We start from the raw sequence: 16,025 nt of genomic DNA, 5'->3' as shown, positions 1-16,025 counted from the left end.
ATGAGAACTTTTATATTCTTGTTTTGTACTGCAATTTTTGGTTTTTCACCCGCAAATTTATTTTCACAAAACACAAAAATTGTAATTGCAACCGATAAAACGGTAACTGTTGACGAAGTTTTTGATCTTATAAAACAGCAAACAGACTACACTTTTATTTATCAGGAAGATTTATTTAAGAAACTACCGAAAGTACATTTGAAAAAAGGTAAAATCAGAGTAAATGATTTATTAGAAGCCAGTTTTCCTAATAAAGATTTCGATTTTAGTTTATCAAACGGAAATACAATTTTAGTTAGAAAATTACCAAAGGAAAATGTTGTCGTTTTTCAATCAAAATTGATTGAAATTAAAGGTATTGTTACCAATGATAAAGGAGATCCTATTCCGGGTGTAAACATCAAAGTAAAAGGTACAGGCGCTGCCTCTCAAACTGATTTTGACGGAAAATATACCATCATAGCTCCAGAAGATGGACAAATTTTGTTTACTTATATTGGACATCGTGCGCAAATTGTGGAGGTTAATAATAGAAAACTTATCAATGTAAAACTTCTGGAAGAGCGAAAAGAACTTGAAGGAGTTATAGTAAATACCGGAGTTACAGTTCGTAAAAAAGAATTGATAACGGGTGCAGTAACTACTTTTAGAGGAGAAGAATTAAGACAAATTTCTACTCAAAATGCAGTTCAGGCCTTAAAATCATTAGACCCTTCTTTTATTGTTGTGAATAACAATATTGCAGGTTCAAATCCAAATGTTCTGCCAACGATTGAGGTGAGAGGGCAGACAAGTTTAACTGCAAATCAGGTGGACAGCCAATTTAGAGACGACCCAAATCAACCGTTGTTTATTTTGGACGGATTTCCAACTACTTTGCAGCAAGTTGTCGATTTAGATATTAACAGAATTGCAACTATTACATTATTAAAAGACGCTGCTTCGACAGCATTATACGGTTCTCGATCTGCAAACGGAGTCGTGGTTATTGAAACGAATAAGCCAATTCCTGGAAAATTACAATTCAATTATGTATATAATTCATCTTATGAAGTAGCCGATTTGAGTGTCTACAATTTAATGAGTGCCGAACAAAAATTAGAGTTTGAAAGGTTATCTAATGCTTATTATGCTGGAGATGGCGCTGCCGCAGCAACACAGTACAAATGGGATCAGGAGTACAACAAACGTTTGGCTGCAGTACGACGTGGAGTAAACACGTATTGGTTGAATGAACCAATCCAGATGGGGATTACTTCTGGTCATAGTTTGAATTTTGGCGGAGGCTCAGATGAATTCAGATTTAACATTGCCGGAAATTATAAAACACTAACAGGAACAATGAAAGGTTCTGAGCACGATACTTGGGGCTATAATGCAACTTTGACTTACAGAAAAAATAAATTAAGTTTTAATAATCAATTTTTTGTTTCTGGAGGAAATAACCAAGAATCGCCATATGGAACATTTGACATTTGGGCAAAAGCAAGTCCGTATTATCCAAAATATAATGAAAACGGAGTAGTAACACGTTATCTAGACGGAACTTCATTGCCAATTCCAGCAAACCAATCTGTTATAGTAAATCACGCGACAAATCCGCTTTACAATGTGTTTTTGCCAAGTTATGACAAGGGAAGCGACTTTAATTTTACGAATAACTTTGCGATTAATTATGATATTAACCCGCATATTAAGGCAACGGGAGCTTTATCGGTTTCAAGATTGAATAATTACAATACCGTTTTTGTCTCTCCAGACGATACTCGTTTTATAAGTAATATTGCAACAGAAAAAGGAACTTATAGCAGATATGAAGCCATTACAGATAAATGGAATACTAATCTTGGGGCTACTTATTCAAATGTATTTAAAAGTGTTCATTCTTTTAATTACACGATTAGGGCTTCGGCTTCAGAGACAAAAAACAATTCTTATAAATCATTTTTAAGAGGTTTCCCTCTTGGTGTTCCCGGAAATCCTTCATTTGCTTTCGGATATGAACCAAATGGTAAACCAGAAATTTTTACTGAATTAATTCGAAATGTCGACTTGACAAACCAAATTAACTACGCTTACGACCGCCGATTTTTATTTGATTTTACGCACACAATTTCGGGAGCAACTAATTTCGGAACAAATAAAAAATATTCGCCTTATTGGGGAATTGGATTTGGATGGAATTTGAATAATGAGTTTAAAATGAACGAAGATATTGTCAATATTTTTAAAATACGTGCCAATATTGGTCAGACAGGAAACCAGAATTTAGCCGGTTATGCTTCTTATGATGTGTATTCTTATAGTGCAAATACGAACATTTTTGGACCAGCATTATCAATTTCTCAAGTTGCAAATGCAGATTTAGAACCACAAAGAACCAAAGATTTGTCTTTAGGATTAGATCTGGCAATGTTTAGAAATAGATTAACAATGACTTTGGGTGCTTACAAACGTAAAACGTCTCCACAAATTGTAGCAATTGATCTTGCTGCTTCGTCAGGTATTAACGGTTATCCTTTAAATGTTGGTTACTTAACGACACAAGGATTAGAGCTAAAAATGAACTATAATTTTATCTACGATTTGAGCCGAAATTTTGTATGGGGAATCGGTTTAATGGGAACTACTGGAGATAATAAACTAGGTGGTTTTGGCAATACATTAGCTTCTTTAAATGATGCAGCTCAAAAAACAACCAGTTTGATCAGATATTATGATGGTGCCAGCAGCAATGATCTTTGGGCTGTACCTTCATTAGGAATTGATCCTGCAACTGGAAAAGAAGTTTTCTTAAAGAAAAATGGCCAGACTACTTTTATTCTTGATAAAAAAGATGAAGTAGTAATGGGGAATTCTAGAGAAACGGCTACAGGAGTGGTGTCGACAAATTTAAATTACAAAGGTTTTAGTTTTGGCTTATTTGTGAGATACAGTTTTGGTGCAGAGCGATTTAATAGTGCATTGTATGACAAAGTTGAAAACATTTCAAAAGATAATATTTTTGATAACCAAGATGCCAGAGCTTTTACAGATCGTTGGACTACACCAGGGCAGATTGCTCAGTTTAAAGGAATTAGCATGACAAATTCAACACCAATTTCTTCAAGATTTATTCAGAAGGATGATTATATCTCTGGAGAATCTATTCGATTAGGTTACCGTATAACTGACAGAGCCTGGTTAAAAAGAAATGGACTTACAGCTTTAGGATTTAATGCTTTGGCAAATGAATTCTTCCGTGTTTCAACTATTAAAGCAGAAAGAGGTATTGATTATCCTTTTTCAAGAATATATTCTTTGAGTCTTAATTTATCATTTTAATAAAGAAATTATGAATAAGTATTTATATAAAATTACATTCCTTTTGCTTGCATCGCTAACTCTAGCAAGTTGTAGTGATTTTTTGGATGTAGTTCCACAAGACAAAATTTTAGAAGAGCAGACCTATAGCTCTGAAGCCGGAATTCAAAATGCGCATAATGGAATCTATTTGCAGTTGACTGGAACTAATTTGTATGGCAGACATCTTACTATGGATGCTGTAGAGATTTTAGGACAGCAGTACAATATTTCAGGATCTCATATTAGAATTAGAACTGCGGCTTATGCTTATGCTGAAGCTGCTCCAAAATCGATATTTAATGGTATTTGGAAAAGTGCTTTTACGACAATTTTAACTGCTAATAAATTTTTGGAAAGCATTAATGAGCATCCAGAAGTAATATCAGCTGAAAAAGCCAATATGTTAAAAGGAGAAGCTATTGCAATTCGCGCAATGATTCATTTTGATATGCTTCGATTATACGGGCCAATTTATAAAGTTGCTCCAGCAGATCCGTCTATTCCTTATTATGATGCATATACGCCAAGCACTAAACCAATTTTGCCTGCTAAAGATGTTATTGCTAAAATTATTACAGATCTTGATGCCGCTTTGGTTTTATTGGCAAATGATCCAATACTTACTACTGGCAAATATAGCCCTTCGACAGCATTTGATGCTAATCCGTATTATTCTCAAAATCGCGGACAACGAATGAATTATTTGGCTGTAAAATGTTTAAAAGCGCGTGTTCTCTTATATTCAGGAGACAAAACGAATGCTTCTATTGTTGCAAATGAAGTAATCACATTTACTAAAAACACAACCTTCTTTCCATGGACTTCATTTTTAGATGCTACAAATGCATCTAATCCTGATCGTACTTTTTCTTCAGAAAATTTCTTTTCGTTAAGCGATTATACTTTATATAACAAACAGCGAGATTTATACGATTCTAATTTAGAAGACACTAAAATCTATGCTCCTTTGTTGAATAGAATAAATGCGGTTTTTGAATCTAATGATAATGATTATAGAAGTTTGCCAAGTTGGAAGGTTCCAATCATTGGAGGAAAAACCCAAAAAACATTTTTCAAATATGAAGATGTAACAGATAAAACAAAAATATTTCGTTTGCAGATTCCGATGCTTAAACTTTCAGAAATGTATTTGATCGCGGCAGAAACGGCTGCAGTTCCTGCTGATGGAATAGCTTATTTGAATACACTGCGATTTAATCGAGGTTTAACTAATCTGGCGGCAACGGCTGTATTAGCTACAGAAATTACAAAAGAATATCGAAAAGAATTTATTGGCGAAGGACAGCTTTTTTTCTATTACAAAAGAAATAATACAACAGCAATTCCTAATGGTGCAGCGACATCAGGAAATGTTTCAATGGGTGCTTTGCAATACGTTGTTCCATTGCCAGAGTCGGAAACTAATTTTCAAAACTAAAAAAGCTATAGCATGAAAAAAATATTGATTTTAAGTATTACGCTTCTTTTTATTGCAGGATTTTCATCTTGTACTAAAGAAGAAATCGAAACCTACAGTGGTAAAGATAATATCTATTTTTCGCCTGCAGTAGTTTCTTATATTTCTCTTAATGGTGCCAAAGTACTGACGGATAGTATTGGTCTAAGTTTTAGTTTAGATAATCCTACTATTACAGGACGTTTGTTTAAAATTCCTATTGCGGTACAAGGAAAAGCAAGCAATGTTGACAGAGAAGTAAAAGTTAGTATCGATCCTTCGAGTACAGCAATAAAAGGAACCCATTTTACAATACCTGACAAAATAATTATCCCTGCCGGGAAAGTAGTTGATACAATTAGGGTACAAGTTATTAGAACTCCTGATATGAAAAAAAGTACATTTTCTCTAGTTTTTAATTTAGAAGAAAATGAATTTTTCAAAACCGAAATGAAAACTAGAGTGACCAATGCTTTGACAAAGAAAACAATGAGTTTTATAAGTTTTGAATTAACGATTGATGATTTTTTATCACAGCCAAAAGGATGGATAGTAGGTTTTTTTGGAACTTTTTCTGCCAAGAAATTCTTTATGATGTGCGATTTAATGCATTTGGATCCTGTGATTTTTAATTCATCACCTGGAGCCGTTGGTTTATCAATTCCGGAGGTTCAGTATTACCAAAGTTTTATGAAACGTTATTTGGTTGAACAAAAAGCAGCCGGAAATACGATTTATGAAGAAAATGGTACAGAAATGCTTTTTCCTTAATTAGAGACATTTATTTAATTTAAAATATACGACAATGTTTAAAAATATAAAGATACAATTGGTCTTGCTCGTGCTTGTGCTTTTGAACTGGAGCTGTGCAAACGACGAAGGAAATTACGATTATAATGCCATAAACGAATTAAATGTTACGGGAATACAAGAAGAGTATACTGTTTATAATGGCGATCCGTTTGTGATTAAACCAAATTTAAATCCAACATTGGATGATGGTAGTACTAAAGATCGCTATGAGTATGAATGGGTAGCTGTTAATCCTTCTAAATTAGCATCAGAATCCAGAACAACGATTGCTACTACAAAAGATTATAATGATGTTTTAAAATTGCCGCCTGCAAAATACACGGTTTATTATTTTATAAAAGATAAAATAACGGGCGTAAGATGGCAGCAAAAACCTTTTACATTAAATGTTGTTTCTTCTATTTACGAAGGCTGGATGATTATTGGTAATGTCGATGGGAAAGCACGTCTGGATATGGTTTCTATAATTCCAGGAAGTACAAATATTCGTATTATCAATGATGTTTTAGATTTTTCTGGATCAGCATTGAAACTAGAAGGAAAGGCGGTAGATGTAGATTGTTTTACATCGGCATTGCCAACAACTTCTCCTACTTATGGTGTTTATGTTACAGCATCAGAATCTGGAACGGCAAGACTTGATCCTGATTCTTTCGGCTGGGTTCCAACGCAAAATATCGCTTATGAAACAATTGGTGGTGCGCTTCCAAATAATTTTGGTGTCGATTTTATGAAAGCCGTTGGTTTGGGAGGTGAAAACTTTCTTTACAGCGATGGAAACATTTACTATTATAATAAAGCACAGCAAATTAGATATGGCTTACCACAAAATAAGGTAGAAACAGAAGCCAAGAACTTTTACGCGGCGCCTTTTATTGCAGAAAGCGTGGTATCGTCACCGTATAATCCAGTATTTTTTGATAGGGATTTACGTCGTTTTCTACGTTTTAATACTTTAAAAGGTTCTTGTTCCGCAATGCCGCCGCTTGTAGGTTCTTCAACTGTTTTAGATTGGAATAAAACTAATTCTGATTTGGTTTACATGACGAGTTCTGATTATAATCAAGGGGAAAGTTTTGCAGTGCTAAAAAATCTTACAACAGGAAAATATCAGTTGCTTCGTTTTTCGCCAGCATTATTACAAACCTATTTTAAAGAAATTCTAAATGCACCAGATTTTGATAAAGCAACAAAATTTGCCGTAAGTCCAGATACAGGCTATTTATTTTATACTGTTGGAAACAAAGTGTATGAATATGATAGCGGAACGCAATCTGCAAAATTAATGTTAGACAAAGGAAATGAAGAAATTACTTATTTAGGTTTCAGCAAGAGAGGTAAAAAAGAGATTGTCAACAAATTACTTGTAGGTTCTTACAGCACAACTGGAAAATTAGAATTGTATACAGTGCCACCTGTAAATGGAAATTTAATTTTGGAAAACAGCTATTCGAACTTATGCAAAATTGTCGATGTTACTTACCGTGTACGATAATTACAGATAATTTAAAACTTAAAAACTAAAATACCGAATGAAGAATAAATCTCATTCTTCATTCGGTTTCTAAAACCACATTTTATGAAACGTTTTTTTAAAATCGCAAGTGCAGTTTTGCTGCTTGCCAGCTCTTCTATTGCCTTAAATGCACAGACAAATCCAGCTGATGAAAGTTGGGAATTGGCTAAAAAACAAGCTCAAAAGGAGAAAAAACTAATTTTTGTCGATTTGTATTTCACAGGTTGCATGCCGTGCGCACAAATGGACAAGGAGGTATTTCCTGATCCTAAAGTAGCAGCTGTTTTAAGCAAAGATTTTGTCACTTTCAAATCGGATATTTTGAAAGAAGAAATTGGTAAAAAGTTATGCATGAAATATGGTGTTACGGGTTTTCCAACATTTTTATTTATGAATGCTGATGGAAAAGTGATTGATATTGCGGGCGGTTTTCAAAACGTTGAGCAATTTACAGCCTTGCTTCAAAATGCAAAAGACGCAGCTAAAAAAGGAATCTTCAAAAAATACAGTCCGCAGATTAATGAAAAAGAGTATCCAGATTTTTATGTACAGGCGTATATGGCAAACAAGAGAAATGTTCCTTTTGACGTTATCGACACTTATTTAAAATCTAAAGATGCCACTGATGAGGTTTCTTTTGTAATCGTGACGGGTTTAAGAGTAGGAAAACAATATGATGATTCTTTTCTTTTTTCAAGTAAAAAGTTTGCTCAAGATTACGGAAGATGGAACGTCACAACTCACGTATTCGGCATTTTGCAACGCAAGAAAAAAGAATTTGAAAAAAAGAATGATTTGAAAGGTTTTCAGGAATTGGTAAATGACTCTAAAGAATTATATACGCCAGAAGAATTCACTAAATATTCGGGCATTTTATTAAAAGATTTTGGAGTAGAAAAAGTGGTGACTAATCCATATACTTTACAAAAGTAAACCGAAATGAAAAAGTTATTCTTGTTTTCAATATTGATTTTTGGATGCTCTATTTATGCTCAAAACAGCATTCAAAAATCTATTGAATCTTTCGAAAAAGCATTTCAAAATAAAAGTTATAGTGAGATTAAAAGTCTTTTAGCTCCAGAGTTTACTGTTGGTGTTGGAGATGCTTCTTCAAATGAATTTTATTTAAACGGAATTTTCAATGCATTTCCTGTTCTGGATTCTATTCAGATGGTAAAATCGGTAGCAATTAAAAATGAAACTTTTGTTTTGGCCGATTTTTGTTTCAAAGGAAAAGAAAAAAAGCCATCTCAAATTGTTTTCAATTCAGATAATAAAATTTTGTATGTGACCTTTTTTGATGGTTTGTATAAAGTTGACCGTCATGCTGTTGTAAAAGAAGTAGCAAGCATTCCGTTTCAAATTGTCGAAAACGGAATCGCCATCAAAATAAAACTAAACAAAGCCGATCGCGAATTTTTAATGCTTTTTGATACCGGCGCAGACGGAATGGCTTTGAATCCTGACAGCGCTTACAAAGCTGGAGTTGTGGTTACCAAAAATAAATCGGCTTCTGTGGTTGGCGGAAGTCAGCAAGTACAATATTCAGCAGACAATACCATTTATATTGGCGATCAGGTTTTGAAGAATCAAGGCTTGGTTATTTTTCCAAAACATGGCGTTTATGATGGATTATTTGGTGCAAACCTGCTTCGCAATTTTATTACTTCTGTCAATTTTGATACGATGACAATTGATTTGTACAATTTCGGAAATTTCAATTACTGGGGAAAAGCAAAACCATTTGTTTTTGACTATAAATCGGGGCTTCCGGTAGTAAAAATGAGTCTGACTTTTGAAGATAAAAAAACAGTCGAAGGCAGTTTCACTTTTGATACCGGAGCAGGTTACGATTTAATTGCTTACGGTCCTTTCAATCATAAAAATAATCTGGAAACAAGTCTAAAAACAGAATACACTTCGGTGAATTACAGTTTAGGAAAACAAACTAAAATTGTCGGGGGGGCGATTCCAAATGTAGCGATTAACGGAAATAATTTTCCAAACGTAACCATCGCGTTGCAGGAATATGATGAAGCCAATAAAAGCTGGGCTTTCGCCGATGGATCACTCGGAATTGATTTAATAAAACGTTTCAATTTCACAATCGATCTTTTGCATAAAACGGTTTATTTAGAACCGAATAAAAATTTCAAAAAAATGTCTTCTTTCTATCTAGGCGGAATGAATTTAGATTTTGATGAAAACCAAAACTTGGTAGTAAAAAGAATCATAGATCAGCAAAATGAAGATTTAAAGAAAGTAAAGGAAGGTGCCAAAGTCACTCAAATAAATGATTTTGAAGCCAAAGATTTACTGAATCCGGAAAATCTCAAAAAGCTGAAAGAAAATAAAGAAAGCAAAGATTTCATCATTGAACAAGGCGATCAATCGATGCGAATTTCAATTTAAAATTATCAACAAAAAACAATAGAATATCATGAAAAAACACATTTTCAATTTCATTTTGATCTGCTTTGCGGTTCAGGTGAGTTTTGCTGCAAATTTTTCGGAATATGCAGTTATTAAAGGAACAGTTTCAATTCCAGATTTTAAAGCAAAAGAAGTTACACTTTATAATGTCGAAGAAGGAAAACCAGCGGTAGCTGCAACTGCAAAAGTCAACACACTTGGGGAATTTGGCTTTATGATACCGGTTTCAGCAGCTGGTTTTTATTACGTTGATTACGGTCAGATGAAAAGTAGAAATCAATTGATTCGTTTGTACTTGGAACCAAAATTAGACATTAGCCTTTTGATCAATAAAGAGAATTATGTTTTAAGCGGCAAAAATGTTGGACAGAATGCTTTGGTTCAAAAAGCAAATGAAATCTACAACGAATTTGCACCATTTTCGAGACTCGGAACTAATATTACGTATGTTGATTTTTATCCGTGGATTGATAAAGGAATTGCAAAAGCAAATGAATTTTCAAAAAACATTAAAACCAAAGATGCAGTTTTTGATAAATTATTAAAATTAGCCGTAGCGACTGATGTTGAAGAATTGACGTACACTTTTTTCAGAATGCCAAGAAGCGCTTTTCCTGATAAAGACGATCGCCCAGCAGTTATCAAAACTTGGCAAACAGACAAAAAATTTACGGATGCTGATTTGTTAAAATTGCAAAACGGTCTCTCATTAATGTCAAATTATTTCTTTTATGTAACAATGAATAGTGGTGATGCGCCAAAACGTTTGGATTTGGCTGAAGCAATTACACATATTACAGAACCGGCTTTAAAAGATGTTTATCTTCGTGATGGGGTAGCAACTTCAAGAATGAAAATTGAAGAATATGAAAAAATCGCTCCAAGCATCAAACCGTATATGATTTCTGATGCAAGTAAAACGTTTTTAATCGAATACGAAAAAGTACTTCATAAAAATGTGGGTCAAAAAGGACTTGAATTCACCTATAACGACATAAACGATAAACCAGTTTCGTTTTCAGATTTTAAAGGTAAATTTGTTTACATCGATTTATGGGCAACTTGGTGCGGACCTTGCAAAGCGGAGATTCCACACATGAAAAAAATCGAAGAAGATTATCACGGAAAAAATATCGTTTTTGTAAGTCTTTCGTTAGACAAACCAAAAGATGCTCAAAAATGGAAAGATTTTGTGACTAAAGAACAATTAAAAGGAATTCAGTTAATGGCAGATAAAGATTTTGGCTCTGATGTGGCTAAAAATTACGATGTAAATGCTATTCCTAGATTTTTATTGTTTGACACAAAAGGAAATATCATCAATGCCGATGCACTTCGTCCGTCAAATCCGGAATTGAGAGTGCAGTTGGATAAATTATTGAAAGGTTAATAATTAGCTTTATGAAGTACAGCAAAAAAATATCAATTTTATTATTCATCGTTGGATGTTTTTCATCCGCGAAAGCGCAGAATTTTAAAGCAACAGACCCAATTGCGGTCAACCAAAAAATCAAAAAAGGTGTTCTTCCAAACGGAATGACGTATTACATTTATCCAACTGATGTAAATAAAAATACGGCGAGTTATTACATTATTCAAAATGTAGGTTCGATTTTAGAAAACGACCAACAGAAAGGTTTGGCGCATTTTCTAGAACATATGGCTTTCAATGGAACCAAACATTTTGAAGGAAAAGGAATTCTGAATACGCTTCAAAAACAAGGAGCCGTTTTTGGGAAAAATATCAATGCGTATACTAGCACAGACGAAACAGTTTACAATTTAGATAATATTCCGTCAAAAGATGGAAGCGTTGTCGATACATGTTTGCTGGTTTTGCACGATTGGTCAAATTTTTTGTCTCTGACAAATGAAGAAATCGATGCTGAACGTGGCGTAATTACCGAAGAATGGCGTACAAGACAAAATGCCCGAGCAAGAATTTACAATCAATTGGCGCCTTATTATTACAATAATTCGCTTTATGCAGACCGCATGCCGATTGGCGATATGGAAATCGTTAAAAACTTCAAATATCAAGTTTTAAAAGATTTTTATAAAGATTGGTATCGCCCGGATTTGCAGGCGATTGCTATTGTTGGAGATATTAATTCAGATGAAATTGAGGCGAAAATCAAAAAACTTTTTGCTGATATTCCGACGCCTCAAAATCCTAAACAACGTTTTGAAATTGCAATTCCTGAGAAAGAAGAACCAACTTTCAAATTGGCTTTGGATAAAGAAATTTCGGCTTCTAATATCAGTTTTATGATTCGTCATACAGCTGAAAAACCAACCGGAACTTTCGTCGATTTAGAAAAATCTACAGAAAAAAGTATTGCTTTTTCAATTTTAAATAATCGTTTGGCTGAATTGGCTCAGAAACAAGAATGTCCGTTTAAAAGTGCACAAATTGGCTATCAAAACTATTCACGTTTGAACGATATATGGATTCTAAATGTTTCGCCAAAACCTGAAAAACAAGCCGAAGCTTTCGCAGCTGTTATGAACGAATGGGTTCGAGCGTATAAATTTGGTTTTTCAAAAGGAGAAATTGAAAGAGCCGTTACGGAAACTATTTCGGGTTACGAAAATTATTTAGAAAAATTAAATGAGATTTCGCATAAACAAGTAATCGAAATGGTGAAAGACGATTATTTGGATCATGAAATAATTGCAGACCCGAAAGTAGAATTTGAAATGACGAAAAGCATTTTGAAAAGTCTGGATAGCAAAATTCTGCAAGATCAAATTGCCAAATTATACACAAAACAAAATCGTGTTATCACCGTAACAGGAGTAGAAGGTGAAGAAAATCTAAGCCAGGAAAAAGCTTTTGATATTATTCAGAAAGCTGAAAATGATGCGTCATTGCAGCCATATGTTGATACTTTTGAAGGGAAAACACTTTTAGGAAATCTGAAAATCAATTCGGGAAAAATTGTTTCAGAAAAAAAAGAAACTGCAATTGATGCGACAACTTTTGTATTGAGCAATGGCGTAAAAGTGCACTATAAATTTGCTGATAAAAACAAAAAAGAGGTAGAACTTAAAGCAGAAAGTTTTGGCGGGACTTCATTGTATGAGCCACAAGATCTTCCATCAATTGGTCGTGCTACGGTATTGGCAATGATGTCTGGAGTTGGAGAACTTTCAAATGTTGATTTGGAAAAAGTTTTAAAAGGAAAAATTGCTAATTCTTCAGTAAGCATCAGTTCGCTTAAAGAAACAGTTTCGGGTTCTGCAAATGTAAAAGATATAGAAACGATGATGCAATTGGTTCATTTGCGTTTTGTTCAGCCAAGATTTGATAATCAGATGTATGCGCTTTTAAAACAACGATTGGAAAATTCGTTGAAAAACAGAGCAAATGACATTAATGCAAAAATGGAAGACAGTTTATCAGCTGTGGTTTATGGAAAAAATAATCCAAGAGTGCTGCCATTCAACCAAAAATATATTGATGATTTGTCTTTTGATAAAATGAAATCATTCTACCAAGATCGTTTTGCAGATGTTTCAAATTTTGAATTTTATATTGTTGGAGATATTTCGCCAGAAGTTCTGAAACCTTTATTGGAAAAATATATTGCGAGTATAAACGGAATTAAACGCAAGGAAAAGTTTAAAACAAACGTTCCAAAATGGGTTTCGAATAAAATTGATCGCGATATTTTCATTAAAATGGAAACACCAAAAAGCTCGGTTCGTATCGCATTTTTAAAAGATTGTGCTTTTACTCAAAAAAACAGAATCTTAGCGTCATATTTAGGTGATATTCTGACGTTGCGTTATACGGAAAGTCTTCGTGAAAAAGAGGGCGGAACTTATGGTGCGGGCGTAAAAGCAGGCATTGATAAACTTCCGATTTCAAAAGTAAACATTCAAATTAATTTTGATTGTGATGCTGATAAAGTAGAGCATTTATTGCCAATTGTTTATCAGGAAATTGATAAAATTAAAAAAGGAGAAATCGCTGCTGAAGATATCGAGAAAACAAGAACAAATTATTTGAAATCAAGAGAAGACAGCAAAAACTTCAATAGTTACAGCATGAACTTGATTTATAATTATTTTGAGAACGATTACAATATGAACGATCCTAAAAATTATGTGGATATTGTAAAAAGCATTACTGCAAAAGATATTCAGGAATTTGCAGTTTCAGTTTTAGATAAAGCAGATGCTATGGAAGTTGTTTTCAAGCCATTAAAATAATCTGACACCTATTTTAGCCAGAATTTAATTTGTACTTCCGTAATCAATTGATATTTTGAATTAGTAAGCATTATTAGTTGTAATATCGGATTTTACGAGAGGGTTGTTTTTTGCTATTCAGCCCTCTTTTCTAAAATTTTACCCATGAACAAGAACATATTTTTAGTGAGTTTGCTGTTGTTGTTTACAATAATGGTAAAGGCTCAAATTTATACTCCCATTAAGTGGAAAACCAGTGTCGAAAAGATTTCAGATACTGAATATGAATTGCAGGCAAAAGCAACTTTAGACACAGGCTGGCATTTATACAGCCAGGAAGTTTCTGATGGAGGCCCAATTCCAACGCATTTTGTTTTTACTAAAACTCCAGATTTTCAATTGATTGGAAATGTAAGAGAAGAGAAAGGAAAAACCATAAATGATCCTGTTTTCAAAATGTCAATTAAGTTTTTTGAAAAAGAAACGACATTTAGACAACGTATAAAAAACATTGGAAAAAAGTCTTTTAAAATCAAAACGGAGGTTGAATATATGGTTTGCAATGATGAAAATTGCCTTCCGCCGAGTTATGATGAACTTGAGTTTGATGTAAACGCAACGATCAGTGCCAATGCCGCAATTGTAAAAGAAATTGCTCCTGTTGAAGTTGTTGAAGAAATAAAAACAGATTCATTATTGGCAGAAGTTAAAGCCGAAATTCCGGTTCAGGAAAAGACAGTTTTACCAACAAAACCAGTTGTTCACAAAAAGCTGAATAAAGCCGAATTAGATAGTTTATGGACAATTTTTATATTGTCATTTTTCTCTGGTTTTGCTGCTTTGCTTACGCCATGTGTTTTCCCGATGATTCCTATGACGGTAAGTTTTTTTACCAAACAAAGCAAAAGCAAATCGCAGGGAATTAGAAAAGCTATTTTTTACGGTATTTTTATCATTACGATTTATATTTTTCTAGGAGCTGTTGTAACTTGGGCTTTTGGTGCCGATTCGCTGAATGCGCTTTCGACAAATGTTTGGTTTAACCTGATTTTCTTCGTCCTTTTAATTGTTTTTGCAATGTCATTTTTGGGTGCATTTGAAATTATGCTTCCCAATTCATTAGCCAATAAAGTAGACAGTCAGGCAGACAGAGGCGGGATTATCGGAATATTATTTATGGCTTTGGCTTTAGCAATTGTTTCGTTTTCATGCACAGGTCCAATTGTTGGGACACTATTGGTGGAAGCTGCTTCAAGAGGAGGAATTGCACCTTTTATGGGGATGTTTGGTTTTTCTCTGGCTTTGGCTTTGCCGTTTACCTTATTTGCGGCTTTTCCGGGCTGGCTGAATTCGTTGCCAAAATCAGGTGGATGGCTAAATTCGGTAAAAGTATTTTTAGGATTTTTAGAATTGGCTTTGGCTTTTAAATTTTTGTCCAATGCCGATTTGGTGCTGCAATTGCATTGGCTGGAAAGGGAAACTTTTTTAGCGATTTGGATTGCGATTTTTGCAGTGCTGAGTCTTTATTTATTAGGAAAAATACAATTGCCGCATGATAGTCCTTTATCGCATATCAGCGTTGGGAGATTAAGTCTTGGAATCGTCGTTTTATCTTTTACAATTTATTTGATTCCAGGTATTTGGGGTGCGCCTTTGAAATTAATCAGCGGTTTTCCGCCACCGTTGAATTACAGTGAAATTCCGAATGGCTTAGGAACTAATTCCGATGAATTGCCATCAAAATTGCCAGCCGGAGCAGAATTTGGTCCACACAATATTATTGCTTTTACCGATTATGATTTAGGAATGGCATACGCCAAAAAAATGCGAAAACCAGTCATGATTGATTTTACCGGACATGCCTGTGTGAATTGCCGAAAAATGGAAGATAATGTCTGGTCTGACAAAAAAGTCCTTAAGGTTTTGAAAGATGATCTTGTCTTAATTTCTTTATATGTTGATGATAAAAGAGAATTGCCTAAAAACGAACAGGTTGTGTCGAAATTGACAGGCAGAAAAATTAAATATATTGGACAAAAATGGAGTGAATTCCAAACCATTAAATACAAAACAAATGCTCAGCCTTTTTACGTATTGGTAAATAACGAAGGCGAAGCACTAAATGAAACTTCGGCATATAATCCAGATATCGATGATTATCTGAATTGGCTCCAAAGTGGCATTTGTAATTTTAAAAATAGTTTTAATTAATTTTTATTTATTGTTACCCAAGGTTAAATTGTAAAAACGGAATAGCTAAACTGC

9 protein-coding genes are annotated in these 16,025 nt (G+C 33.9%); all 9 read left to right on the top strand.

From position 1 onward, the window contains the following. The 9 genes from FN795_RS13325 (at window position 1) to FN795_RS13285 (ending at window position 15,971) form a co-directional block, all read left to right on the top strand. Window positions 1-3,324 carry a SusC/RagA family TonB-linked outer membrane protein gene (locus tag FN795_RS13325; protein WP_167498078.1) on the top strand — a complete coding sequence of 1,108 codons (3,324 nt, stop codon included), beginning with the start codon at window positions 1-3 and terminating at the stop codon, window positions 3,322-3,324. 10 nt (window positions 3,325-3,334) lie between these two features. Beyond that, window positions 3,335-4,783, top strand: coding sequence for a RagB/SusD family nutrient uptake outer membrane protein (locus FN795_RS13320; protein WP_142451049.1), 1,449 nt, complete (start codon window positions 3,335-3,337; stop codon window positions 4,781-4,783). A gap of 12 nt (window positions 4,784-4,795) precedes the next feature. Then, complete coding sequence (locus FN795_RS13315; RefSeq protein WP_142451048.1) at window positions 4,796-5,572, top strand: DUF4843 domain-containing protein; 777 nt, start codon at window positions 4,796-4,798, stop codon at window positions 5,570-5,572. A 34-nt stretch (window positions 5,573-5,606) separates the two neighbouring features. Then, window positions 5,607-7,109: a PKD-like family lipoprotein gene (locus FN795_RS13310; protein WP_142451047.1), complete on the top strand. Its 1,503-nt coding sequence runs from the start codon at window positions 5,607-5,609 to the stop codon at window positions 7,107-7,109. Window positions 7,110-7,193: 84 nt separating this feature from the next. Further along, the gene (locus tag FN795_RS13305) at window positions 7,194-8,063 is read left to right on the top strand and encodes a thioredoxin family protein (RefSeq protein ID WP_142451046.1); all 870 of its coding nucleotides are present in this window, start codon (window positions 7,194-7,196) and stop codon (window positions 8,061-8,063) included. Between the two features lie 6 nt (window positions 8,064-8,069). Next, the gene (locus FN795_RS13300; protein WP_142451045.1) at window positions 8,070-9,542 is read left to right on the top strand and encodes an aspartyl protease family protein; all 1,473 of its coding nucleotides are present in this window, start codon (window positions 8,070-8,072) and stop codon (window positions 9,540-9,542) included. A gap of 28 nt (window positions 9,543-9,570) precedes the next feature. Further along, window positions 9,571-10,953 (top strand): TlpA family protein disulfide reductase, encoded by a 1,383-nt coding sequence (locus FN795_RS21585; RefSeq protein ID WP_244289979.1) that lies wholly within the window; start codon window positions 9,571-9,573, stop codon window positions 10,951-10,953. Between the two features lie 11 nt (window positions 10,954-10,964). After that, window positions 10,965-13,781, top strand: a complete 2,817-nt coding sequence (locus FN795_RS13290; RefSeq protein ID WP_142451044.1) for a M16 family metallopeptidase — start codon at window positions 10,965-10,967, stop codon at window positions 13,779-13,781. 144 nt (window positions 13,782-13,925) lie between these two features. Beyond that, window positions 13,926-15,971, top strand: a complete 2,046-nt coding sequence (locus FN795_RS13285; RefSeq protein ID WP_142451043.1) for a protein-disulfide reductase DsbD family protein — start codon at window positions 13,926-13,928, stop codon at window positions 15,969-15,971. Window positions 15,972-16,025 lie beyond the last annotated feature (54 nt).

The organism is Flavobacterium resistens, assembly GCF_900182645.1.
GTDB classification, from domain to species: Bacteria; Bacteroidota; Bacteroidia; order Flavobacteriales; family Flavobacteriaceae; genus Flavobacterium; species Flavobacterium resistens.
This window is presented reverse-complemented; position numbering and strand designations above follow the sequence as displayed.